This window comes from Sphingobium sp. HDIP04 (genome assembly GCF_000445085.1).
GTDB classification, from domain to species: Bacteria; Pseudomonadota; Alphaproteobacteria; order Sphingomonadales; family Sphingomonadaceae; genus Sphingobium; species Sphingobium indicum.
Genome location: NZ_ATDO01000095.1, coordinates 20200 through 44589, shown reverse-complemented (window position 1 = coordinate 44589; position 24390 = coordinate 20200). Strand labels below are relative to the sequence as shown.

Genomic DNA, 24390 nt, shown 5'->3' with positions numbered 1-24390 from the left:
GGAGAGGGCGCAATGTTCAAGCTGTTGGTATCGATGAGGAGAAAGCCGGGAATGTCGCTGGATGAATTCATCCGCTATTATGAAGAAAAGCATGCGCCCTTGGCCAGACGGATACTTCCCCCGATCGGCGTGTACCGGCGTAACTACATCCGGGCGGATGATCCGCTGCTGGCGTCGGTGGGCGATGGTCGTGCAAGCGCGGCAAGTGCCGATTTCGACGTCATAACCGAAGCCGTCTACCCGACGCGCGCGCACGCCGAGGCGGGAATCCAGGCGTTCTTCGATGCAGACATCATGCAGGTCATTCGCGCGGATGAAGACAAGTTCGTAGAAGCCGGCAGCGTCAAGATGTATGTGGTCGAGGTTCATCAATCCGCGATCCCATAGGCAGGGCGCGGCGGGAAAGGCCGACGCGCTTACCGCGCTGCCCCTTCACCATCGCCGATGGAACCGCACGGTCCTGTTTCCGGGATTCCGTCGCCGCTCAGAAAAGAATCCCGCTTGTCTGGAAAGTCTGAAATCGTCATGACGCTCGCCATCGAACCCGCGACCTTTCGCCGCATATTGGGCCATTATCCGACCGGCGTCTGCGCCATCACGGCGATGCCCCCGGACGGCAGGCCCGCCGCCATGATCGTGGGATCCTTCACATCGGTGTCGCTCGACCCGGCGTTGGTGGCGTTCTTTCCCGACAAGGCCTCTTCAAGTTGGCCCAGGATCGCGGAGGCGGGACGTTTCTGCGTCAATGTCCTGGGCGATGATCAGGAGGCCCTGTGCCGCACCCTCGCATCGAAGGATCCGGACAAGTTCGCCGGCGTGGCGCATCGTCCCTCGGCGCTCGGTTCCCCGGTGCTCGACGGCGCCATCGCCTGGATCGACTGCACCATATATGCGGTGCACGACGCGGGGGACCATCATCTCGTGCTCGGCAGCGTGCATGCGCTGGACGTGCATCATCCGGGCGCGCCGCTGTTGTTCCACAGGGGCACCTATGGCAAATTGGCGCCGCCGCCCTGCTCGCGGACATAGGGCCATGACGCGATCGGGGCCGTGATCTCTTCGCCAAGCCATTCGCGAAAGCACCGCATGGCGTGGGTTTCGGGTCGCGACATCAGCCGGGTGAGCCAATAGCGGCCCGCGTCGATCATGATCGGGAAAGGCTGAGCCAGCAGTTCCGATGCAAGTTCGCGGATGAACATCGCGGGAGGCGCGAGCGCGACGCCGAAACCGGCCATGGCGGCGGACACCATCAGCGCCGAACTGTCGAAAACGAGTCCGCGGAAAAGCGGGACGGGGATGTCTGCCGCCTCGAACCAGAGCGCCCATTCATCCGGCCGGTACGAACGCAGCAGCCGTTCGTGCAGGACGTCGGCGGGCGACCTCAGCCGCGCCGCCATGGCCGGAGCGCACAGCGGCGTCATTGGCGCTTCGATCAAGGGTTCGGCCTGGGTGCCGTGCCATGCGCCGTCGCCGAAACGGATCGCGAAATCCAGCGCTTCCCCTGCCAGATCCACGCGGTTGTTGTTCGTCGAAATGCGCAGGTCGATGGCGGGGTGGGCGCGGGCGAAGGCGTCCAGCCGCGGCAACAGCCAGCCGGTCGCGAACGTGCCGACGACGCCGACCTTCAGCACCTCCCGAAATCGGCCGCCGGCATATTGATCCAGCGTCGCGCCCACCCGGTCGAACGCTTCGGCCAGCACGGGGACGAGCGCGCGCCCCTCGTCGGTAAGCGAGAGTCCTCGCGGCAGGCGGTGGAAGAGGCGCACGCCGAGCCGGCGTTCAAGCTGCGCGACATGATGGCTGACGGCCCCCTGGCTGACGCAAAGCTCGATCGCGGCGCGGGTGAAATTGAGGTGACGCGCCGCCGCTTCGAAGGCGCGCAGAGCGTTCAGTGGAAGTTGGGCGCGGTCCATGACCCGTCATCAATTATTCTCATGGCTTTGTCGAGAAATCATGCTTTGCGGGAAGGAGGTTGAATCGGCATCCCCGCCGGGAAGGGAGACGAGGATGATCGCAACGATGACAATCGCCGCGTCGCTGGCCATCAGCCCGGCGGCGGCAGCGACAGGGCCGGAGCCGGAAGCCATGGCCGCCGTGGACCGGGCGGGCGGCGCCCGCGCCTCCGATGACCCTCTGACCCGGCCGATGGCGGTCGAAAGAGCCAAGGAATGGCTTGCGCCCCTGCCGCCCGAAAGGATTTTCGGCAACAGCTATCTGGTCGGCTTCGCGGGTCTCAGCGTCGCCTTGATCGACACGGGTGCGGGCCTGGTGCTGATCGACGGCGCGCTTCCGCAGGCGGCGCCGATGATCCTCAGCAATGTTCGCAAGCTGGGCTTCGACCCCAAAGACATCAAATTTATTCTGAGTACCGAGCCGCATTATGATCATGCTGGCGGGATCGCCGCCCTGGCGCGCGACACCGGCGCCACCGTGGTGGCCAGCCGGCGCGGCGCGGAGGGCCTGCGGGCAGGCGCGCATGCGAAGGACGATCCGCAATTCGACTATGGCGGCGCCTGGCCGGCGGTGTCGCGGCTGCGCGTCGTGAAGGACGGAGAGGTTCTGAGGATCGGCCGCGCATCCATTGCCGCGCATGCGACGCCGGGCCACACGATGGGCAGCATGACATGGAGCTGGAACGCCTGCGAGGGCAAGAGGTGCAAGGCGATCGTCTTCGCCTCCAGCCTCAATCCGGTGTCGGCCGACCGTTACCGTTTCACCGCGCCTTCCAGCGCGCCGATCGTCAAGGGCTTCGAAGCCAGCTACAGGCGCATGGGCGCTTTGAAGTGCGACATTTTGATCTCCGCGCATCCCGACAATGCAGGCGCGGGGCGGTATGGCAGTGGATCCGGGGCCTGCCGGTCCTATGCGGAACGTTCGCGCCGCCTGCTCGCGAAGCGGTTGGCCGAGGAGCGGCGAGAGACGTCGAAATAGCGTTCCAGATGAGACATCCTTGATCGGCAGGCCTTCGTCGATCCGGATGGGGCGGATCAGGCGACCCGCGCCCGGCGCGCATCCTCTTCCGCCGGGCTGCGGGACAGGAGCCGGGCAAATGTGCTGGCGAAACAATGCGTATCGCCGGGCCATCGCGCCGACACATAATTGCCGTCCTCGACCACCAGCGCCGGGCTGTGGTCCATGAAGCTGTCGCGGACCAGTCCGGATGTCTTGCGACGGAAATGCGGATCCTCGGGTCGCACATCGATGAAATCGCCAGGATCGGCAAGGTGGCGGATGACCTCCTGCTCGACCGACATATAGCCCTTTGGCTGTCCATCCTCCTCCGGATAGGTGCGGTAATAGTTGCGGTCCCAGAAGCGGCCGACATGCGCGAATGCGCTCGCGGTCCGTTCATGCCTCCAACTCAGCGCCGTCGTCTTGCGGCCGTGGAGAACCGAGCGCCCGTCCGCCCGCTTGCTGCGCGCCGCGAGCAGCACGCCATGGCAGATCGCCGCCACGGGCTTGTCGGCGGCGAAGAAGTCGGCCACCAGCTTTTGCAGGACCGGGCTTTCCAGATATTCGCGCATCCCGCGCGCCCGATGGCCGCCGCCCAGCACGATCGCGTCATGGCCGTCCACCGAAAGCTCGTCCCAGCGGCGGGGCGACCGGAAGGCGGGGCTGGCGATCATCTCGGCATAGGCGCGGCGGGCATCCTTGTTGGCGCGCAGCATCCGGCCGATCACCGTGATCCGCCCGATCAGCGGGATCGGACTCCATGGATCCAGCCCGCGCCCCGTGATCATGATCGGGTCGGCGGCGCCGGCCTTGCCGTCGGGCGTGGCGAAGCTCACGCCGTGCCCGGCGGCGGTCAGCACGCGCCATGTGACGCCGACCTCGGTCGGATCGAAATCGTGCGAGGGCAGGGGAAAGAGAATATGGGCCATGATGGATTCCTCGATCGAAGGGGACCGGACTGCTTCCGCTCCGTCCAATGGCGGGCCGGGTCCGGCATGCGGCGCGGGTCGCATTCGAAGCGTCGAATCTCGCGCCTTTATGTTGACACTGTCTACATATGGCATGTAGACAGTGTCAACATCTTTCTGGAGCCATCATGCCAGCCGAGCCGAACGCCGCCCCTGCCTATCATCATGGCGATCTGAGACGGGTACTCGTCGACGCCGCGACCGCGATCGTCGCGGAGGAGCAGAATTGGGAATTTTCCTTGCGGGAGGTCGCTCGCCGGGCAGGGGTGAGCCACAACGCGCCTTATCGCCATTTCCCCGGAAAGTTGGACCTGCTGGGCGCAATCGCGATAAAGGGTTTCGTCGACCTGCGCGCCGCGATGTTGGCCGCGGCCCAGCAGTCCGAAGGCATTGAGGAGGCCCTGATCGCGATCGGCGCGGCCTATGTCGCCTTCGGGCTCGACAATCCGGCGCGCTATCGCCTCATGTTCGGCACGGCGCTCGCCGCATCGCGCGCCGCCCTTCCCTATCCGGTCGGCGAAGCTGCCGCAGGCTCGCATGCGGTCCTCCTCTCGGTCATCGCGCAGGGCATTGCGGAGGGCGTGTTCGATGCACCGCCCGACGATGAGGAGGCGGCCGCCATAGTCGCGCTCGCCGCCTGGGCAAATGTCCACGGCCTGGTCTTGCTCCTGCTCGACGGGCTGTCGGTGGTGCCGCCCGTCCCTTCCCTGGCGGAGCGGGTCGGGCGGATACTCCTCGGCGGCATCAAGCGGCGTTAGGCAATGCCGCGCAATCCCTATTATGCCGGGCCGCCGAGCGATCATTTCGATGGCCTGCGCTTTTTCAATCCCGGCCAGGCGTCCACCGATCGCGGTCTGGGCGACCTGCTGCGCTGGCGGTTGGGCAAGCGGGCGGCGCCCTGGCCGCGCTCCGTTCCCGTCACCCCCACGCGCCCGGCGCCGTCCAGCCAGGCGCTGGTGGTGACGATGGTCGGGCATGCTACGGTGCTCATCCAGGCAGCCGGCTGCAACATATTGACCGATCCGGTCTGGTCCGACCGCGCCAGCCCCGTCGCCTTTGCTGGCCCCAGGCGCGTCACCGCGCCGGGCGTCGCCTTCGAGGACCTGCCCCGGATCGACGCTGTGCTGGTCAGCCATTGCCATTACGACCATCTCGACCTCGGGACGCTTGCGCGGCTGCATGCCCGCGACCGGCCGCTCATGGTCATGCCGCTTGGCAATGACGCCATAGTGCGCGCCCATATTCCCGATGCCAGGCTGGCGACCGGCGATTGGTGGGATGCGATCACGCTCGCGCCAGGCATCGCCACCACCCTCACGCCGGCGGTCCATTGGAGCAATCGGTCGCTGGCGGACCGGCGCATGGCGCTCTGGTCGGGCCATTTCCTCGCGACGCCGGCCGGCACCGTCTGGTTCGCGGGCGACACCGGCTTCGGCGATGGCGCGATCTTCGCCCGGATTGCGCATCTGGGATCGCCTGATCTTGCTCTCCTTCCCATCGGCGCCTATGCGCCGCGCTGGTTCATGGCTGCCCAGCATGTCGACCCCGCCGAAGCGGTGCGCATTTTCCAGATCGTCGGCGCGCGGCGGGCGCTTGGCATCCATTGGGGCACATTCCGCCTCACCGACGAGCCGCGCGATGAGCCGGTGCTTCGCCTTGGCGAGGCGCTGGCCGCGGCGGGCGTCGACCCCGCCCGCTTCGTCGCCGCCAGGCCGGGCGAGGTTTTCACCGATTCCCAAGGCAGCGTGGACGAATTCGAAATGTCGGGAGTTGGCCAGTTGCGAACATCAGTTTTCCGTCACCCCGGACTTGATCCGGGGTCCCGCTTTTCTTGTAAAACAGCGCCTCGACCAAGGCAGCGGGACCCCGGGTCAAGCCCGGGGTGACGAATAGAGGAATGGCCGGTTCCCACCCAAATCACTCAGTCCGGTGGGTCTGGAATTTGTCCACGCAGCCCAGCCTCTAGAAATTCACCCCGGCGGCGATCCCATAGCGTCGCGGTTCGAGCGTGAAGATGTTGGTGAAGAGGCCCGAAGGCTGGTCGGATACGTAGAGGCCGGTGATCGCATTGCTGTCGGTCAGGTTCTGCACGAAGGCGCGCACGAACCAGCGATCGTCGCGGCCGTTGAGCTGCAGCTGCGCGTTGACGATCACGTAGCTGGGTATGCGATTGGCGTTTCCGTTGAACACCGATCCATAGCTGCCGCCGGTGAGGATGACGTCGACGCGGGGCACGAGGGTGGACCCGCCCGTTCCCATGTCGACGACATATTGCGCGCCCGCCGAAACCTTGAAGTCGGGCGCCTGCGGCAGGCGGTTGCCGCGCAGGTTCACCGGAACGCCGTCGGTGAGGACGGAGACTCCGCTTGGCCCCGCGCCCGCGCTGGCGACGTAGGAGGCCAGGGCCGAACATATGCTGTAGGCCCCCGTCGCGCCGTTCAGCCCGCTGTCCGCCGGGAAGGGAGTGGTCCCTTGCAGGCCGGCGCCCGGCCGGAACAAGGGACGCCCGGTCGAGGAGTTGACGACCCGGCCCGCGTTGATCTCCCCATTCACGAAATTGACGAAATTGTTTGACGCGGCGGAATTGCCGGCGGTGTTGGGGACGACCGTGCAGTTGGAACCGTTCGAGATGTCCTTGACGATGACGGCGTCGCTGCGGCCGCCCGACGGGTCTCGCGGATTGGTGATGTATCTGTCCGACGATACCTTGGTATGGAGGTAGCTGGCGTTGATGTTGACCGTCAGCGCCGGGATCGGGCGGGCGATCGCTTCAAGCTCGATGCCGTAGATGTCCGCGTCGACATTGTCGTTCACGCTGGTGCGACTGACGATGCGGCTGAGCTGGAGTCCCTTGTACTGATAGTAGAAGGCGGATGCATTGAGCCGCAGGCTGCCGCCGAGAAAGCTGTTCTTCGATCCGACCTCCAGCGCGTTCACGAATTCAGGCTCGAAACTGTCGGAGATGTTGAAGATCGGCAGCAGCGGCGGGTTGATGCCGCCCGACTTGTAGCCCCGCGAATAGGAGGCGTAGAGCAGGTTCCTCGGCGTGACCTGGAAATCGATCACGGCCCGGCCGGTGAACTCGCCGAAGGTCGCGTCGCGCTGCTGCACGGGCTGGATGCCCGGCCGCCCGGCATCGGCGTCATAGGCGGCGAAGAAGGGGGAATCGAACGCGTTCGCCGTGCCGTAGGGCACGGGGAAGGAGATGATGGTGTTGCGCGCGCGATTGGACTTGTCGTCATGATTATATCTCAGCCCCGCCGTCAGCTTCAGCCGGTCGTTCGGCTCGAAATAGGCTTCGCCGAACAGGCCGTAGGATTTGAGCTGGAATAGCTGGGAATTGTTGCGGACATAGGGGGAGGCGAGGAACACGGTGGGATAGGTGACGGGCTGGCCCGCGGCGGCCTGCCCTCCCTGTTGGCCGAGCGACGTCAGCACGCCGAGCACGCCTGCCGCATAATCGATATTGAACGCGTTGACGTTGTAGTCGGCATTGTGATTGCGATAATCGCTGTATATGCCGCCGACCAGGAAGTTGAACGGCCCGTCGAACTTGCTGGCGACGATCGCCTCGCCGGTGAAGGCCCGGCCGAACAGGCTGGTGCGGTCGAAATCCTGGGGCGTCGCGGAGCATAGGCTGTGGCCCCCGAACGCGCCCGTGGCGCTCGGCTCGACGATCGACGTGCAATAGGGGCCGGCCGGGCCGTTGGGGATCAGCGCGGCAGCAACCCGTCCGAATTGCGCGAGCGAGGGGCCTGCGACGCCGTTGCCATAGGCTTGCAGGGTCGAAAGGCCCGGAAGGAACAGCGCGGCGTTGTTGACGCTCAGATTATAATCCTGCGACGCGGCGGTGCGCGTGCGCTGATACTGGCCCGACACCTTAAGGGTGACCGGCCCGAAATCATGTTCGATCCGCAATTGCGCCTGGATCTCATCGGAAAAGAAGGTGGGATGGAAGTCGGTGTTGACGGTCCTGGGGTCGGCGATGAGCGGATTTCCAAGATTGGAGTCGGGACCGTAGAGGCTGCCCAGGGCAAGCGCGCCGATGCCCGGGCCGCCCTGCATCGTCAGATATTCGCGGGACGTCAGCGTGCCGCCGAACGTCGCATTGTTGTTGGTATAGTCATTGCCCAGCCGGCCGGGAAGGCAGCCGAGCACGCCCGTGGGATCGCGCAGGCATTTCTGCTTCTGGATGCGAAGGCGATTGTCCTTTTCATGGAAATAATAGCCCAGGAGGTCGATCGTCGTGGAACTGGACGGTTCCCAGCGAAGGGAGGCGCGGACGGCGTAGATGTCGCGCCCGTCCAGCCTGGCGCCGTCATGGAGGTTCTTCGTATAGCCGTCGCGATTGACGTATATTCCGGCGAAGCGCGCGCCCAGGCTCTGCGTCAAGGGCAGGTTCAGCATGCCCTTCACCTTCCTGGAATCATAATTGCCATATTCGATCTCGCCCGAAGCGTGCACGCCGTTCAGATCGGGCTTGGCGGTAATGAAGTTGACGACGCCGGAGGTCGCGTTGCGGCCGAAAAGCGTTCCTTGCGGCCCCCGAAGCACTTCGACCCGCTCCAGATCGAAATATTCGACCTCGAACAGCCGGGTGTCGAACAGTGGAAGTTCGTTATTCGTGATCCCCGTCGCGCTGTCGCATGAGCTGCCGACGCACAGGTCGCCTATGCCGCGAATCGTGAAGCTGGACTTTGAAAAATTATTCTTGGTGAAGATTGTATTCGGCAGGGAAAGCTGAAGATCGAGAGAATTGTCTATCTGCTGGCGCTGCAATGTCTCGGCAGTGAAAGCGCTGACGGAAATGGGAACGCTTTGCAGCGACTGGCTCTCGCGCTGGGCGGTGACCACGATGTCGATCACGCTGGCCGGCGCGGATGCCCGGCCGCCCCCTTCGGCGGCTGGAGGCGCGGATTTCGATGCCTCCTCCGCCTGGGCGACGGACGGCGCAATCAAGCCGGCCATCGCCGCGCCTAGAAGAAAGCCGGTGCGCTTGCGGATGAATATCCTGGTCATGTCCCTATCCCCTCCTGGCCCCGCTCGACGGGCAGATGACATTCCTTGTCGACGGGCTGGCTTCGCGAACGATATATTAATTTATAATCGCTGTTATTATTAAATATCGATATTTGGAAAAAGGTCAAGCGGAGCACTGGCGCGACATGCACAATGGCTCCGCCGCCGGTCAGTCCTGCCTGCGCACGCGATTGGTCAGCACGCCGATGCCGTCGATGGCGAGCGCGACTTCGTCGCCATCTTCCAGAAAGCGGTCATGTTCGACGCCACAACCATTGCCCATCGTGCCGGAGCCCAGAAGCTCCCCCGGATGAAGCGTCTCGTCACGCGACACATAGGCGATAATGTCCTCGAATCGATGCAGCATCGCGCTGTTGGACCCTTCGGCCCACAATTCGCCGTTCACCGATGCGCGCATCCTTATGTCGTGGACGTCGGCAAATTCATCCGGCGTGGCAATGCAGGGGCCGATCGCATTGCTGCGGTCGAAATCCTTGCCCTTGGCCGGGCCCATCATGCCGGGCATCTCCGCCATCTGCGCATCGCGCGCGGAAAAGTCGTTGAAGATGGTGTAGCCGAAGATATGGGCTGCCGCCCGTTCCGCCTTGATGTCGGCCCCCGGCCGGCCGATTATGATCGCCAGTTCCAGTTCGAAGTCCATGAACTTGCTGTACCTGGGCCAAAGGATTTCCGTATCCGGACCGACGACCGTCAGGGGATTGCCTTTGTGGTAGATCGCCTTCTCAAGATAAAGCGCGGGCAATTCGGTGAGTGGCGGGACGGTAGGAGCCGGCATTCCGGCCAGCCTGGCGCCCAGGCGCTGCATGCCGGCATATGACTGCCGGATATGGTCGGGAAAGGTGAAGAAGTCGCGGATCGATTGCGGGCGCGGCAAGGGCGCGAGCAGGCGGACATCGGCAAGCGGCACGACATGTCCATCCCTCTCCATCAGCCGACGGGCTTCGTCGATCCCGGCGTCGCCGGTCTCGATCAGGGCCTGCATGCCAGTGAACCACGCCGGATCCCCTCGGCCGGACGCCGCGCTTGCGGCCGTCAAATTCTTGACGGCATCGTCGCCGACCAACGCTCCGACGAAACGGTTGCCGCCATGCTCATAGGTCACGAATCGCATAAATGCCTCCCCATCAGGAATGAGCGTGAAAAATTATCGATATTCCTAATTAATGACGATATATGGATCGGGTATCAAGCAAATTGAAAGGGGACTGCTGTGATCGATCGCGTGGCGCTGCTGGGTACGGGGCTGATGGGGGCGCCGATGGCGCGGAACCTGGCGCGGGCGGGCTATGCGGTCAGCGCGTGGAATCGCACGGCGGATAAGGCGGCGGCGCTTGCGGAGGACGGGGTGTCGGTCGCCGATACGGCGCGGCTGTGCGTGGCCGACGCCGATTCGGTGTTCATCGTCCTGAGTGATGGCCCAGCCTGCGACAGGCTCCTCTTCGGCGACGACGACGGCGTGGCGCGATGGATCAGGCCGGGCGCGACCGTCGTCATGATGAGTTCCATCGACCCGCCTTCGGCCCGCCGGCAGGCCGACCGCCTGTCCGCCCTGGGGATCGATTACATGGATGCCCCGGTGTCGGGCGGCGAGCGCGGGGCGATCGATGCCAGGCTGACCATCTTTGCCGGGGGCGTTCCGGCGACGGTCGAGAAGATGAGGCCCCTGCTGGAAACGCTGGGCCGGGTGAACCCGGTGGGCGGCGTCGGGAGCGGGCAGTTGGTCAAGCTTGCCAACCAGATGATCGTCGGGATCACCATAGAGGCCGTCGCAGAGGCCCTGCTGCTCATCGAGCGCGGCGGAGGCAGGCCGGCCGAGGCGTTCGCTGCGCTGGAGGGCGGATTTGCCGACTCCACGGTCCTTCGCCAGCACGGCGCGCGCATGCTGAACGGAAACCATGTGCCGGGCGGCACCGTCGCCACGCAGCTCAAGGACTTGCGCATGGCGACCGCGATGGCCGCCGATCTGGGCCTGTCGCTGCCCTTGCTCGCCGGGGCGGAGGACATGTTCGCGCGTGCCGCCGACGGGCCGGACCGCTCGCTGGACCATAGCGCCGTCCACCGCGCGCTGCGGGCCATGCAATCAATCGGCGATGCGATCTGAAAGGGGAATGACGATGAAGATCAGCGCCAGCGTGTCGATGATGTTCCGGGAGCTTCCGTTGCTTGAGCGGTTCGCCGCGGCCGCCCGGGCGGGCTTCGACGGGGTCGAGATACAGGTGATCGACGAGGGCGATCCGGCGGAGATGGCGCAGGCCGCGCGCGCCGCCGGAATGCCGGTCGTGCTCATGAACCTGCCGCTCGGCGATCTTTTCGCGGGCGGCCCCGGCCTGTCGGGCGTTCCGGGCCGCGAGGCCGAGTTCGCTTCCGCCGCTGAGCGGGGACTGCGCGCAGCGAGGGAAATGGATGCCCGGTTCGTCCATGTCGGGCCTTCCCGCATTCCGCCCGGCCATGACAGGGAAGCGTGCCTGGAAACCTACAGGCGCAATGCCGGCCAGGCGCTCGCGCTTGCGGGCCGCCTCGCGCCCGATGCCGTGCTGCTGGTGGAACCGATGAACCGCGTGGAGATGCCCGACGCGCTGTTCGCCTCCATCGACGAAGCGGCCGATATGGTTCGCTTGATCGGTTCGGCTGGGTTCGGATTGCTTTTCGACCTCTATCATGTCGCGATGAATGGCGACGACATCGCTCGCGCATGGGCGGCGCACGGCCATATCGCGCCGCATGTCCAGTTTTCCGATGCGCCGGGGCGGAACGAGCCAGGGACCGGATCGATCGACTTCGCCGCGGCGTTCGCCGGGTTCCGGGCGTCGGGTTATGGCGGATGGCATGGGGCCGAATATCGTCCGGCCGGGCCGACGACGGCCGGACTCGGCTGGCTCGCGGAGATGCGCCGGCTGCATCCGTCCGCATAAGGGGGATGTCAGCCGCCGTGGCGGCTGACGTCGCTTTTCAGATCGCGCGCCCCTCATTCGCCCAATAGGCTTCGCGCAGGCGACGCTTGAATATCTTGCCGGAATCCTCGCGGGGAAGGTGGGTTTCGAACCGGACCACCTTGGGAATCTTGTAGCGGGACAGGCTGCCGGCCAGGCTCCTCTGGATTCCCGCCGCATCCAGCGTCGCTTCCTCGTCCGGTTCGACATAGGCGCATACCGCTTCGCCGAATTCGGGGTCTGGAATGCCGAATACCGCGCAGTCGCGCACGCCGCCGATGCCGAGCAGCGCCGCCTCCACCTCCGCGGGATAGATGTTGACCCCGCCGGAGATGATCATGTCGCGCCGCCGGTCGCACAGGAAGAGATAGCCGTCCTCGTCGAGCCAGCCAATGTCCCCCACCGTGACGAAGCCGGCCTGTTCCAGTGCCGATTTTTCGTCCGGATGGCCATGATAGGTGAAGTCCGGCACGGCTTCTGACCGGACGTGGATGTCGCCCGCCTCGCCGGTTCCGGCGTCCTTGCCATCCTCCCCGATCACCCGGAGCGTCACGCCGGGAAGCGCGCGCCCGACCGTTCCGGGCCTGGCAAGGGCATCGGACGAGCCATGCCCCGTGACAAGGCCGGTCTCCGTCGAACCGTAATATTCGTGGATGACCGGCCCCCACCAGTCGATCATCTGGCGCTTGATCTCCGTGGGGCAGGGGGCGGCGCCATGCACGACGAACCGCAGGGAGGAAAGATCATAGCCGGCCCGGACCTCCGCGGGCAGTTTGAGCAGGCGCACGAACATCGTCGGCACCACATGCATGTGCGTGATCCGGTGCTGCTGAACGAGGGCCAGCAGCTCCTCCGCATCGAAACGCGGTTCCAGCACGATCTTCTCCGCCAGTTCCGCCGACACCAGCCCATAGGCATTGGGGGCCGAATGGTACATCGGTCCGGTCATGAGCACCCGGATGGTTTCGGCGGGGTCCAATCCATAGCCGTGAACGGCGATCTGCGCCTGCGCGGCCAGGTGGCCGGGTTCGAACGGCCTGCGCCGCACGCCTTTGGGCTTTCCCGTCGTGCCGGAGGTGTAGATCAGGGAGGATGCGCCGCCCGGCCCCCGCGGCGGTGCGGGACTGGCTTCGCCGGGCAGCCAGGCGTCCCAAGCCATTGCCCCCGCCGGCGCGGTCGAAGGCGGGAGGCGATAGGCAGCGGCGATCTCCGCCGGCGTCGGCACGCAGACCAGCGTCATGCCCGCCAGCCGGCCGGCCAGCGGGGCGGCCAGGTCGTCATGGGCGATCAGAAGCCGCGCGCCGCTGTCTTCAAGGATATAGCCGATTTCGTCCGGCGTCGCATGCCAGTTGATCGGCGTGGCGAACGCGCCGATCCAGCGCGCGGCCAGGCTGGCGACGAAAAAGGCGAAATCGTTGCGCAGCAAGAGGGCGACGGCATCGCCAGGAGCCACGCCGCTGGACTGCATCGCGGCCGCCGCGCGTTCGATTTCGCGTTCGAAGGCGGCGGGTTGCATCACCCTGTTGCCTGAGAGAAGCGTGGCTGTCATCTGCGCACTCCATTGGTCGTGGTGGATGTCGGGCCACGCCTTGGCGGCTTGGCCATTGCGTGCCATGCGGGCAGGCGCCGGGCGCGACGCCCCTGGTCAACCCGCCGCTGCGACAGGCCGGTACAAGCCCGCATTCGCGGCCAGCCGCTGGGCCAGCGCGCCGAGCATGTCGAGCGTCGGGCTCGCCAGCCCGGCCGCCTGGGCGAACGCCATGGGGGCCTTGACCAGCGCATCCATCTCCAGCGTCCGGCCAAGCAGGAAGTCCTGGAGCAGGGAGGGCTTGTGATCGGGCGCGCGATAGCCCGGCGGCATGGGCGGGATCGAATATCCCTGGGCGGCGGCGATGGCGACGGCCTCCGCCATCAATCTGGGCACCGCATCGCCGAATATCGGATCCTCGACGGCTTCCCGCGCCGTCTGGCCGGTAATCATGCAGAGCACCGAGACCGTCATATTGGCGATCAATTTGCGCCAGAGCACCTCGCGGAGGTCATGGTGGGACGGGCTGGCCAGTCCCGCGTCCGCAAGGATCGTCCTCAGCTTCACGATCCTGTCGCTTTCCGACCGATCCGGCTCGCCGACGAACAGGGCGTTATATTCCGGAGAATCGTTGCGCACCACGCCCGGTTCCATCACCTCGTTGGAAGAGAAGATCACGCCGCCGATCGTCCTGCGGAGCCCGACATGCTCCTCCAGCGCGCCGCCGGGATCGAGCCATCCCAGCCGGGGCAGAAGGGGGGATTGCGGAAGCCCGTGCGCGTACCACCAGGGAATGCCGTTCTGGGCGAAGACGACCGGCGTGTCCGGTGCCAGCAAGGGTTGGACGCCCTCCGCCAGGACATGGAGCGACGAGGATTTGAGGGTGGAGATCACCAGGTCCTGATGACCGAGATCGGCGGGATCGTCGGACGCCTTCACGCGGACGTCCAGCCGCTCCGGACCGGAGAGGAGGGTCAATCCCCTGACGCGGATCGCCGCCAGCGCCGCGCCGCGCACGACGATCGACACCTCATGGCCGGCGGCGGCCAGCCGCGCGGCGAAATGGCCGCCCACCGCTCCTGCTCCATATACCGCGATTCTCATTGGCATCCCCATGTTTGATTTATCGATATTCCTTGAATATACCGATTGTCAATCGACGTTCAGACATGTTATCGATATTTCAACGATGGAGGATGCCAGAATGGACGGAAGATCGACAGGCGCGATAAACCCCGACATCGGGCTTTTCGGTGCAGCCGGGGAAGCCGAGGGCGAGGCCGAACTGCGACATGGCTGGCCGATCATCCTGGTTGCATTCCTGGGCATCACCGTGGGAATCAGCAGCACCTTCCTGTTCTCGACCGGGCTTTTCCTGAAGCCGGTGGCCGACGCATTCGGCTGGGGACGCGGAACGGTGAGCATCGCGCCCTTCGTCGCCTCCATGCTGACGGCGCTATGCGCGCCCTTCGTCGGCCGCTGCGTCGACCGTTTCGGCGTCCTGCCCGTGCTGCTCCCCTCTCTGCTGGGGCTGGCCGCCGGCTTGCTGCTTCTGGGAATGTTGAGCGCCGACTTCTTCTCCTATGTGGCGCTGATGGCGCTGGTGGCGTTGCTGGGGGCGGGCACCGCGGCGCCCGTCATCACCAAGATGATCATCGCGGGCTTCAAGCGCCGTCGCGGACTGGCGTTGGGCCTGTCCCTCGCGGGGTCCGGACTGGGGGGAGGGTTGATCCCCCTGTTCCTCACGCCCATCATCGCCGCGCACGGCTGGCGGGCAGGCTATATGGCGCTGGCCGGCATCGAGCTGGCGGGCTTCGCCGTCATCGGGGCGCTCATCTGGCTTTGGCGGCGCACGATCCTGCCGCCTGCGCGGCCCACGGGCGCCCGCGTCCCCCGACAGGAAGCCGCCGTTTCCGCCGATGGGCCGCCGCTGCTGCGCGACCGCACGTTCCTGCTGCTGGCGCTGGCCTTCTTTCTTTCCGCCTGGGGGATATTGACGACCGTGGTGCATTTCGTGCCGATGCTGACCGATGCGGGCGTCGATGCGACCCGCGCCGCCGGAATGGCCGGAACGATTGGCGCGGCGCTGATCTTCGGGCGGATCGTCGTGGGCTATCTTCTCGACCGACTGCCGGCCGTGGCGCTGGCCCAATGCCTGTTCGCGATGGTCGCGGCGGGAATGCTGACGCTGGTCGCGGGCGGCGCCCATGTGGCGGTTGTCGCTCTGATCGCGGCCATCGCGGCGGGGATTGGCATCGGTTCTGAAAACGACATCATGTCGTTCCTCGTCGGCCGCTATTATGCCACCAGCCGCTTCGGCTCAGTGAACGGAGCGCTCTTTGCGGTCTTCCTGGTCGGAGGGTCCATCGGTCCCGCCGCTTCGGGTTATATGTACGACGCCACCGGCAGCTACACGCTCGCCCTGCTCCTGTCGGCGGGCGCGCTGGTGACGGCCGCACTGCTGCTCTTCGCTCTGCCGAAGTTGCCATCGTCCGCAGCCAGCGGCTAAACGCGCCCTAATCGACTTGCCCGCTTCCTGACTCCATGCGATCCTGAAACCCATATGTCCTACGAACCACGGAAATCCCCCCCCGCCGAATCCGCATTCGCGACCCATACGGAGGCAGCCGCCCGCCTGCTTTCCGACGCGATCCTTTCCGGCGACATCGCGCCCGGGACCAGGCTCAACATCAGGGCGCTTTCGGAGGGGACCGGGCTGGGTCCGACGCCGATCCGGGAGGCGCTGGCCAATCTGGCGGGGCGGGGCCTCGTCACCTTCGCGGGGCAGCGGGGGTTCCGCGTCGTCCCGGTCAGTCCCCAGGATCTCCAGTCCATCATGACGGCGCGGACGGTCGTCGAACAGGGCGCGCTCGCCCTTTCGATGGATCGCGGCACGGAGGATTGGGAAGTCGAGATCGTGGCGAGCCTCCACCGGCTCAAGATGTTCACGGACAATCCCCCCACGGACATCGACAAGAGGATCGACACGTTCGAGCGGGTGCACTGGCGTTTCCACCTGTCCCTGATAGGGGCATGCGGTTCGGATCATCTCATCGCCATATATCAGGATCTTTACGAGCAGACGCGCCGCTATCGCTCGTTGATGCTGAAGACGGACGTCGATCCCGACCAGGCCTATGAAAAGCACAGCCTGCTGGCCCAGTTTTGCCTCTCCCGCGACAAGCGCCGGGCGCTCGAGATGCTTTCGGGGCACAACAACATGCTGCTCAGCACGATCTACGGACCCGTTGCTGAAGCGGCCGAGAAGGTTTGAAATCATGAGGGCGCCGGAGGGATTATCGTCCGCGCCCGCCCGCATGGCGCGCGGAACCTCAGGACTTCGCCTCTGATGGGACGACAGGTCCGCTTTCGCCCGCAGAGGCGCGCGGCGGCATCAATTCCCTGATCATGCCCCAATAGCCGCGGGTGATGTGCGCGTCCGCCGCATAGGTCGGATCGGTCATCAGATGCGCGTGCAGCCGCCGCAGATTGGGCCAGGGCACCGAGGGGAACAGATGATGTTCCAGGTGATAGCTGACGTTGAACGGCGCGATCAGGAACCGATCGAGCAGGGTCGGGATGACCGTGCGCGTGCCGTTCAGCTCCCGCTCGTCGGCGACGCCGTTATGTTCGGCCATTGCCCGTATCCGGTTGAAGACATTTGCCCAGATGAATTGCGGGATCAGCAAAAGGCCCAGTATCTTCCAGCGGAAGGGCGACAGGAGGATCAGGCCGTAGAAAAGCAGCGCCCACAGCACATAGCGAATGCGCAGTCCCAGGCTGAAGTCGTAACCGAAGCGTCCGGGATTGTGGAAATTGGCGAAGGGCGCCCAGACGCGGCTGTCCCGCGCCATGCGATAGAAGTTGAGGCCGGTCACGCTGCGGACCAGCAGCCAGGCCATGGCGGCGCCGCTTTTCGGGAAGTGCTGGTCGCTGTCCCGCCGCTGCACGCGATAGTCGCGATCGCGCAAGGTGTTGGTGTAGCGGTGGTGATACATGTGATTGGCGCGGTACAGGTCGATGCTGAAGCCGAGCGGATAAGCGACGAAGATGTCGCCGATCAGATCGTTGAGGCGGCGATTGCTGAACAGCATCCCGTGGCAGGCGTCGTGCATCATGACCGCCAGGCACTGAATGCGCGATCCGATGACGAAGCCGGCCAGCAGATAGACGGGGATTCGGTCCACATGGATGGCGACGGCGCCCGCCGCGATCGCTATCGCCCATTGGAGGACGAGCAGCAGGGCGTTGCGACGGTTGTCGATGACCGACAGTTCGCGGACCAGCGCCAGGGTGCCGCGCCGCGAATAGCGATATCCGGGTGGACGCTCCTTGGCGACCTCTTCCATGGGCCCATGTCTCCGAATGCCGCGCAAAGCCAGTCGCGGGGGACGCTATGAGCGGCGCGATCGAGCGTCAAGTGCGCACCCTGCGTCAGTCGACGAAAATGGCCTGGAACACGATCTTGTCGTCGCGCACGATGAAGGCGTCCTTGCCCGATACCTGCTGGGGCTGCCCCTTGAACTGGACCCAATGCAGGATGACGCTGTCCGGGCCGGCCGGTTCGATCGTCGTTTCCATGGCCTTGATGCCGGGATGATGATCCTTGTCGGTCAGCGTCGCGAAGACGCGGCGCGCCTGCGCCTGGCCTGAATAGATGCCCGGACCCCTGGCCGGCGCCTGATCCGCGACCAGCCCCTGGGGCGTCACGACCACCGTGTCGGCGGAATAATCGTCCATGATCGGCTGCAACTTGCCGAGCTTCATGCTTTCGACATGGCGGGCGACGACTTCGGCGGGCGTCGCGGCTTGGGCGGCGCCGGCCAGGGAGAGACCCAGCAGGGCGGCGGCGAAGGGGAGGCGGAAGTCCATGGCGGCAGGAGCCTTTCTCAAGCGTTTTCGGTGGGAAGGGTGGGTTGCGGGCCGGTCATCCCTCATAGGGGATGCCCGCTTCATGATCGCGGATGATCTGCCTCACGGCTTCGGGCTTCACGGGCAGCTTGTTCTGGTTGGCCTGGAGCCAGGCGAAGAAGTCCGCCTCGATCGCGTCGGTCCAGCGCGTGTCGATCTGGCCGGCGGTATATCTGCCCTCGCGCAGGCGCATATGGCCGAACATGTCGCGCAGCCGCGTGTTCTCCGACAGCTTCACCACCTTTTCGGCCAGTTGCGGCGGGATGAACAGCACGCCGCCGTCGCGGCCCAGCACGACATCGCCGGGCATGGCGGTCGCCTTGCCGATGCGGATCGGGCCATTGATGCCCACCATCGTCGAGTTGAGCCGCGCGCCCGTCGCCATCGCGCCGAAATGGTGCGACGGGTCGTAGGAGCGGACGAAGGAAACGAAGTTCGGCAGTTCCTTGAGGCCGTTGATGTCGCGCACCGCGCCGTCATAGACGATGCCGTTGCCGCTGCGGGCGTAGATGGCGTTGCCGACATTGTCGCCGATCGACGGTCCGTCCTGCTTCAGCCCGAAATGGTCGCTGACATAGACGTCGCCCTTTTGCAGCATGTCGACCGGCCAGGCGTTCATGGCGCCCTTGCGCTTGTCGGCTACGCCCTGCTTCTCCAGCACTGCCTGGATGTCCGGGCGGCCGGGCAGCCATTGGGAGGTCAGCGCCCGCCCGACCAGCACCTTGCCGGGGAAGATGGACAGCCAGCCATCCTCATATTGATGGTTGAACCCGGCGCTGCGCAGCGTCGCCCAGGCTTCCTCCAGCGTCACTTCCCGCATCCGCTCCAGAATGTCGTCGGGCACCTTCGGCCGGCCGTCCGGGAAGCGTTCGCCGGTCCAGGCCGGCGTATGGCGGATCACCTGCTCGCGCGTGAAGAAGCCGTCCTCGGCCAATGCCGGCTGCGACAGCAGCATGGCCGAAAGGGCAAGGGCGGCGCCCATCAGCCGCCGGTCAAATCCCATGGTTCAGCATCTCCCCATTCCATACGCGGCGCGGCGCTGGCCTGCGCGGCCGCCGGTCGTACCCGTCCATTTCAGAATTCCGGCGGCATCTGGTCGTTCGCGCCGCCCTGCGGCACCTCCACCCCCGCGGCCCACAGGATTCCGTTCACCAGGAACCGCCGTTGCTGCGGATAGAGATGCATGTTGTCATGAAAGTCGTTGCCGCCCCACACGACCGAACGTCCTCCGTCGGGCCGTTCATAGGCCCAGGCGACCGGACCGCCGGTGCCGTTCGCCGCCTGCGACGGCCTGGCGGTGAGCAATGGGGTGCGGCGGCTGTTGTCGGGCAGGAAATAGCGCGCATACATCTCCTCCCGCGGCGTCCACGGCTTGACGCCGCGCAGGATCGGATGCCTGCCGGGGATGGGCCTGATCGCCCATGTGTCGACCGGATTGTGCGAGACATAGGGAATCCAGACCCCGCCCAGCCAATCGTTGAGATAGAGCCGGCCCGCCCGGTTATCCACGAACATCGTATAGTGATAGACGACCAGCCCGGTCTTCCTGCGCTTCAGCAGCGCATCGAAATCCTTGAGCGCGGCGGTGGTCTCCGCATTGTAGCCCAGGCCGTCGGTTTCGGCATATTGCTGGAAGATCGCGCCGGTTTCGCGCTTCAGCCAGTCGCCATTGCCGTCGATCACGATGGCGTCCGCCGTTTCCAGCATGGCCTGGTCGCGCGGCTTCTCTCCGACGATGACCTGCGTCTTCACCTGCCGCGCCGCGCCGGAATGCTCCAGCAGCCAGGCGAGTTCGCGCATGTCCTTCTCATATTCGTGGCGGCCGGGGGCGCCGTGCTGCTTCGGCCCGGCGAACAGCAAGATGCGCACCGGCGGCAAGGGAGCCGTTCCGGCTGCGGCCGGGCAAAGGAAGGCGACGGCCATCGCCGCCAATGCCGCATGTCGGCGCCTGGGGAACTGCCCTGTGAACATCCCTTTCAACTCACCCTCGCCAGCATAGATGGTCTTGCGACTCTCTTGGTCGATAATATCCTATATGATCTGCCATAATGTGGCGGATATACCAATCCCTCTCGCTATTTTTCTTGCGCTTCGGGCAAACAGGCCCGAACCCGGCAGGACGATGGGGAAAACGGGTCGTTTCTCCCCATCGGATGGGGGCAGAGTGGCCGCGCATCTGCGGGAACCCGCGCCATCATGCCGTTGCGGGCTTCCCGAATCGGGCAAATCCCTCTTTGGTGCTGGATGCCGCCTATGAAATGCGGCGCGATATGAAGATGAAGGTCTTATGGAAGCAGACGGCGCCATGTTGCAGGATGGGGATTATGCGGCGCTGGCGGAATTCCGCTTCGCGTTGCGACAGTTTCAGGCGTTCAGCAGCGAGCGGGCGGCGCAGATGGGGCTGACCCCCCAGCAGCATCAGGCTTTGCTGGCCCTGCGGGCCGCGCCTGCCCAGGACGCCACGGTGGGTTATGTGGCGCGGCGCCTGTTGCTGAAGCCGCACAGCGCGACGGGCCTGGTCGACCGGCTGGAAAAGCTGGGGCTGGTGACGCGTCATGCCAGCGCCACGGATCGCCGCCGGTCGCAACTGCAATTGACGCCGCGCGCGCTGGACCTGCTGGCGAAGCTGTCCGCCACGCATCGCGATGAGATCCGCCGATTGCGACCGCTGCTCAACGAGTTGCTGGCGCGCTTCGCCTGAGAAATTTGCGGTCTCAACATATTGAGGGAAACGCGCTCCTGCGACGGTAGCAGCCCGGTTCCGCAATTGATTCGCGCTTCCGCCTTCGCTGGAACACGTGGCTTGTGAGCGGAAGTCGCTACGCCCGCCTGTGGTTCAGGCGCGGGACCGCGTCGGATTGGCGGCGCACCAGGCTGTAGTCCAGCCGCGCCAGCCCTCTTCCGTTCATTTCGTCCCCGCGCTTCATCGCCTCCGCCAGCAGGGTCATGGCGGCGCGGCTCATGTCGCGGATCGGCTGGCGAATGGTGGTGAGCGTGGGCCAGATCGCGGCGGCGAGCGGCGTATCGTCGAAACCGCAGACCGTCAGATCCGCGGGCACGCTGATTTGCCGCTGATGCGCGATGGTGATGGTCGCGGCGGCCATATCGTCATTGCAGGCGAAGATCGCCGTGGGCGGCGTTTCCAGGCTCAGCAGATGCGATGCCGCCTCCAGCCCGGAACGGTAGCTGAAATCGCCTTCCACGATATAATCCTCTTCCACCGCCAGGCCTTGCGCGGTCATGGCGGCGCGAAAGCCCTCCAGCCGCCGCGCGCTGGAACGGTGCTGCGGATTGCCCTGGATGAAGGCGATGCGGCGGTGGCCGAGGTCGATCAGATGCCGCGTCATCTCGCTCGCGGCCTGGCGGTCGTCGATCGCGACCACCATCATGCCAAGGTTCTCGTCCGGCGCGATCGCGACCCAGGGAATGTCCTGCCGCGTGAGGGCCTGCGCCAGTTCGTCCCAGTCGCACAGGGGCGGCGGCACGATGACGCCGGAAACGCGGGCCTGGAGGATCTGGGCGATGATGTCGTCCGCCGTGGCGCCGGTCTCGCATTGTTCGACCACCAGGTGGAGGTGATGCTTCGCCGCCTCATCCAGCCCGCCCAGCAGCAATTCGCCCAGATAGGCGGAGGTCGTCGTGTTGCGGTAAAGCAGCGCCACCCGCCGGTCGTCGCCGCCCGCCAGCGCGCGGGCGGAGACGTTGGGCGCATAGTTCAGTTCCGCGATCGCCTGTTCCACCCGCGCGCGGGTCTGGGGGCTGACCCAGCTCTGCTTGTTCGCGACGCGCGACACGGTCATCACGGACACGCCGGCCCGCGCTGCGACTTCCCGGATTGTCGGCGGCTTACGTTCGTTCATGGTCGTTCACCGACTAGCCTCTGCCGCCCCCTAAAACCAGTCATGGATTGCCCGGCGCATAGGGGAAAGCGAGCGATTTGTACCAGTTCAGGTCATGTTCCGGCGCCGCCGTGCCGGGGGGCAGGGGGCGTTTGGACAGCGTCTGGAAATAGGTGATGCTGGCATCGCGCCACCATTTCGCCTCGCGATGCTGGATGCCCAGGAAAGCCTGGGTCTGGGCGAAGCGTTCCGCATCGACATGGGGGCGCAGGCCGTCCCATGTACGGCGCATCGCCGCGACATAGGCGACCCCCGCGTCATAATGGCGGATGAGGCCGTTCCACAGGGTGTCGCCCGATTTCAGTTTCGCGTCCCAGCCGACATGGTGGAACCAGAGGAGGTCGCGTTCCGGCGTCGTCTTCGGGTCAGCGAGCATCTTCGCGACCGGCGGCGCATATTGGGCGATCGCGTTGCTGCCGGTCTTCGTCCGGTCGAAGCCGATCCCCTGCGCGTCCGCCTTGTGATAATAGACCGGGTTCCATTCGGGCCGGGCAAGCTCTGAAATCCAGGGAGCCGGGCCATAATGATGGCCGGTGCCCATGACATGGGACAGGCCGAGCGGGGTCATGTAATCGACCGCCGCCTCGCGCGATCCCATCATCATGGCGACGATTGGATCGACCACCTTCGCATCCGTCGAGAAAGTCTGCGCCGCCCATTCGCGTGCGATCGCCTCCGCCGACAGATCCGGGTTCCAGGCGAGGCGGCCGAAGGCGTACCAGTCCGCCTGGTTGAAGATCGAGCCGCTCCAGTCGCGGTCGGCGCCGATATTGGCGACGCCGGCAATGCCGGTCAGCTTATGGCCCTCCAGCGATCCGTCGATCACCCTGGCAACCGTCGATCCCTTGCCGCGGGCGAAGGTGTCGCTTTTCAGCGTCTCCTCGAACAGGGTGCCTAGATAGGTGAGGTGGGTCGACTGGCCCAGATATTCCTTGGTGATCTGGAATTCCATCATCAGCGGCGTCCGGGGCATGGCGCCGAACAGAGGATGGAAGGGTTCGCGCGGCTGGAAGTCGATCGCGCCGTTCTTCACCTGCACCAGCACATTGTCCGCGAACTGGCCGTCCAGCGGCTTGAAGTCGCTATAAGCCTGCTTGGCGCGGTCGTCGGGATTGTCATGCGCATAGACGAAGGCGCGCCACATCACGATGCCGCCATGCGGTTTCACGGCGGCGGCCAGCATGTTCGCGCCATCGGCATGGGTGCGCTTGTAATCCTGCGGCCCCGGCTGCCCTTCGCTGTTCGCCTTCACCAGGAAGCCGCCGAAATCGGGAATGGCCCTGTAGATTTCGTCGGCCTTCGCCTTCCACCAGGCGGCGACCGCGGGGTCGAGCGGATCGGCGGTCCTGAGGCCGGACAGTTCCATCGGCGCGGTCCATTTCACCGACAGATAGACCTTGATGCCATAGGGCCGGAATACGTCCGCCAGCGCCGCCGCCTTGGCGATATAGGGCGCGGTCAGGCTGTCGGACCTGGCGTTCACATTGTTGAGGACCGTGCCGTTGATGCCGATGGAGGCGTTGGCGCGGGCATAGTCGGTGTATCGCGGCCCCTTCCAGTCGGGCAGGCGCCACCAGTCCCAGATGGATTGCCCGGCATAGCCGCGCTCCACCGTGCCATCCAGATTGTCCCAATGGTTGAGCAAGCGCAGCTTCATGCGCGGCGCGCTGCGGATGTCGAGCCGGTCGAGCGATGCGCCCGTTTCCGCCAGCCGCAAATAGGCATAGGCGCCGTAGAGCAGCCCCGCATCGCCATTGGCGGCGATCACCGTCACGGACTGGCCGTTCAGCGTGACCGAGCGAATGGCATAGCCCTCTTCGCCCAGCCCGTCGAGCTTCACCGGCAGATCGGGGGCGGAAGCCGGAGTCGCGAGCCAGATCGCGCCGTTCATGGGCTTTTCAACCAATGCCGGCGCCGCGCCGTTCGCGCCCGCAAGGCCGCGCATCAGTTCGTCGCGGGCGGCCAGCGCGGTCGCGCTGCGACCCGGCGCGACGACCGCCGCGGCGTGCCGCGCCAGATTGCCGCCATCCTGCACCTTTTCGTGCCGCAGCCACAGATCATAGCCGTCCTCCGCCAAAGCGGGCGCCGTCATGACGGCCGTGGCGATGGTCCAGCAGAACAGGCGCGCGAACATAGATCCCCTTTCCTCTCCTTCCCGTCTT

Annotated in this window: 22 protein-coding genes; 10 read left to right on the top strand and 12 right to left on the bottom strand. The window is 65.5% G+C overall.

Features of this window, described 5'->3' with window-relative positions:
• The first annotated feature begins 12 nt into the window (after positions 1 to 12).
• The gene (locus L286_RS37630; protein WP_233448190.1) at positions 13 to 387 is read left to right on the top strand and encodes an EthD domain-containing protein; all 375 of its coding nucleotides are present in this window, start codon (positions 13 to 15) and stop codon (positions 385 to 387) included.
• A gap of 138 nt (positions 388 to 525) precedes the next feature.
• Positions 526 to 1029, top strand: coding sequence for a flavin reductase family protein (locus L286_RS37625; protein WP_020819578.1), 504 nt, complete (start codon positions 526 to 528; stop codon positions 1027 to 1029).
• Here the strand turns inward: L286_RS37625 and L286_RS37620 are convergent.
• A complete protein-coding gene (locus L286_RS37620; protein WP_020819579.1) occupies positions 990 to 1913 on the bottom strand; it encodes a LysR family transcriptional regulator in 924 nt (307 codons plus the stop codon). The genes L286_RS37625 and L286_RS37620 overlap by 40 nt on opposite strands.
• A gap of 94 nt (positions 1914 to 2007) precedes the next feature.
• Between L286_RS37620 and bla the strand changes: the two genes are divergently transcribed.
• On the top strand, positions 2008 to 2931 hold the full coding sequence (gene bla, locus L286_RS37615; protein ID WP_020819580.1) for a subclass B3 metallo-beta-lactamase: 924 nt from the start codon (positions 2008 to 2010) through the stop codon (positions 2929 to 2931).
• Between the two features lie 56 nt (positions 2932 to 2987).
• On the opposite strand, the gene L286_RS37610 is transcribed toward bla, so the two are convergent.
• Positions 2988 to 3881, bottom strand: coding sequence for a type 1 glutamine amidotransferase domain-containing protein (locus L286_RS37610; protein ID WP_025160649.1), 894 nt, complete (start codon positions 3879 to 3881; stop codon positions 2988 to 2990).
• A 167-nt stretch (positions 3882 to 4048) separates the two neighbouring features.
• Between L286_RS37610 and L286_RS37605 the strand changes: the two genes are divergently transcribed.
• Together L286_RS37605 and L286_RS37600 are read left to right on the top strand one after the other, a co-directional pair.
• A complete protein-coding gene (locus L286_RS37605) occupies positions 4049 to 4678 on the top strand; it encodes a TetR/AcrR family transcriptional regulator (RefSeq protein WP_007683234.1) in 630 nt (209 codons plus the stop codon).
• A gap of 3 nt (positions 4679 to 4681) precedes the next feature.
• Positions 4682 to 5806, top strand: a complete 1125-nt coding sequence (locus L286_RS37600; protein WP_020819582.1) for an MBL fold metallo-hydrolase — start codon at positions 4682 to 4684, stop codon at positions 5804 to 5806.
• 76 nt (positions 5807 to 5882) lie between these two features.
• Here L286_RS37600 and L286_RS37595 read toward each other — a convergent pair whose 3' ends face one another.
• On the bottom strand, positions 5883 to 8939 hold the full coding sequence (locus L286_RS37595) for a TonB-dependent receptor (RefSeq protein WP_013053934.1): 3057 nt from the start codon (positions 8937 to 8939) through the stop codon (positions 5883 to 5885).
• 169 nt (positions 8940 to 9108) lie between these two features.
• The gene (locus tag L286_RS37590; protein WP_020819583.1) at positions 9109 to 10071 is read right to left on the bottom strand and encodes a fumarylacetoacetate hydrolase family protein; all 963 of its coding nucleotides are present in this window, start codon (positions 10069 to 10071) and stop codon (positions 9109 to 9111) included.
• A gap of 99 nt (positions 10072 to 10170) precedes the next feature.
• Between L286_RS37590 and L286_RS37585 the strand changes: the two genes are divergently transcribed.
• Positions 10171 to 11061, top strand: coding sequence for an NAD(P)-dependent oxidoreductase (locus L286_RS37585; RefSeq protein WP_013053932.1), 891 nt, complete (start codon positions 10171 to 10173; stop codon positions 11059 to 11061).
• Positions 11062 to 11074: 13 nt separating this feature from the next.
• Positions 11075 to 11872: a hydroxypyruvate isomerase family protein gene (locus L286_RS37580; RefSeq protein ID WP_025160650.1), complete on the top strand. Its 798-nt coding sequence runs from the start codon at positions 11075 to 11077 to the stop codon at positions 11870 to 11872.
• Positions 11873 to 11909: 37 nt separating this feature from the next.
• Here L286_RS37580 and L286_RS37575 read toward each other — a convergent pair whose 3' ends face one another.
• On the bottom strand, positions 11910 to 13439 hold the full coding sequence (locus L286_RS37575) for an acyl-CoA synthetase (protein WP_025160651.1): 1530 nt from the start codon (positions 13437 to 13439) through the stop codon (positions 11910 to 11912).
• A gap of 96 nt (positions 13440 to 13535) precedes the next feature.
• The gene (locus L286_RS37570) at positions 13536 to 14522 is read right to left on the bottom strand and encodes a ketopantoate reductase family protein (RefSeq protein WP_031286323.1); all 987 of its coding nucleotides are present in this window, start codon (positions 14520 to 14522) and stop codon (positions 13536 to 13538) included.
• A gap of 100 nt (positions 14523 to 14622) precedes the next feature.
• Here L286_RS37570 and L286_RS37565 point away from each other — a divergent pair, with 100 nt between their 5' ends.
• Both L286_RS37565 and L286_RS37560 read left to right on the top strand, forming a co-directional pair.
• The gene (locus tag L286_RS37565) at positions 14623 to 15927 is read left to right on the top strand and encodes an MFS transporter (RefSeq protein ID WP_013053928.1); all 1305 of its coding nucleotides are present in this window, start codon (positions 14623 to 14625) and stop codon (positions 15925 to 15927) included.
• 54 nt (positions 15928 to 15981) lie between these two features.
• Positions 15982 to 16692 (top strand): GntR family transcriptional regulator, encoded by a 711-nt coding sequence (locus L286_RS37560; RefSeq protein ID WP_007686119.1) that lies wholly within the window; start codon positions 15982 to 15984, stop codon positions 16690 to 16692.
• Between the two features lie 58 nt (positions 16693 to 16750).
• Here L286_RS37560 and L286_RS37555 read toward each other — a convergent pair whose 3' ends face one another.
• From L286_RS37555 to L286_RS37540, 4 genes are all read right to left on the bottom strand, one after another.
• A complete protein-coding gene (locus tag L286_RS37555) occupies positions 16751 to 17767 on the bottom strand; it encodes a fatty acid desaturase family protein (RefSeq protein WP_020819587.1) in 1017 nt (338 codons plus the stop codon).
• Between the two features lie 85 nt (positions 17768 to 17852).
• Complete coding sequence (locus L286_RS37550) at positions 17853 to 18290, bottom strand: hypothetical protein (RefSeq protein ID WP_007686117.1); 438 nt, start codon at positions 18288 to 18290, stop codon at positions 17853 to 17855.
• A 55-nt stretch (positions 18291 to 18345) separates the two neighbouring features.
• Entirely contained in the window at positions 18346 to 19332 is a 987-nt protein-coding gene (locus L286_RS37545; RefSeq protein ID WP_020819588.1) for an RraA family protein, read from the bottom strand.
• Between the two features lie 71 nt (positions 19333 to 19403).
• Entirely contained in the window at positions 19404 to 20252 is an 849-nt protein-coding gene (locus L286_RS37540) for a ThuA domain-containing protein (RefSeq protein WP_020819589.1), read from the bottom strand.
• Positions 20253 to 20616: 364 nt separating this feature from the next.
• Here L286_RS37540 and L286_RS37535 point away from each other — a divergent pair, with 364 nt between their 5' ends.
• The gene (locus L286_RS37535; RefSeq protein ID WP_007686114.1) at positions 20617 to 21030 is read left to right on the top strand and encodes a MarR family winged helix-turn-helix transcriptional regulator; all 414 of its coding nucleotides are present in this window, start codon (positions 20617 to 20619) and stop codon (positions 21028 to 21030) included.
• A gap of 118 nt (positions 21031 to 21148) precedes the next feature.
• On the opposite strand, the gene L286_RS37530 is transcribed toward L286_RS37535, so the two are convergent.
• Together L286_RS37530 and L286_RS37525 are read right to left on the bottom strand one after the other, a co-directional pair.
• Positions 21149 to 22189 (bottom strand): LacI family DNA-binding transcriptional regulator, encoded by a 1041-nt coding sequence (locus L286_RS37530; RefSeq protein ID WP_020819590.1) that lies wholly within the window; start codon positions 22187 to 22189, stop codon positions 21149 to 21151.
• Between the two features lie 40 nt (positions 22190 to 22229).
• Positions 22230 to 24362 (bottom strand): alpha-glucuronidase family glycosyl hydrolase, encoded by a 2133-nt coding sequence (locus L286_RS37525; protein WP_020819591.1) that lies wholly within the window; start codon positions 24360 to 24362, stop codon positions 22230 to 22232.
• Positions 24363 to 24390 lie beyond the last annotated feature (28 nt).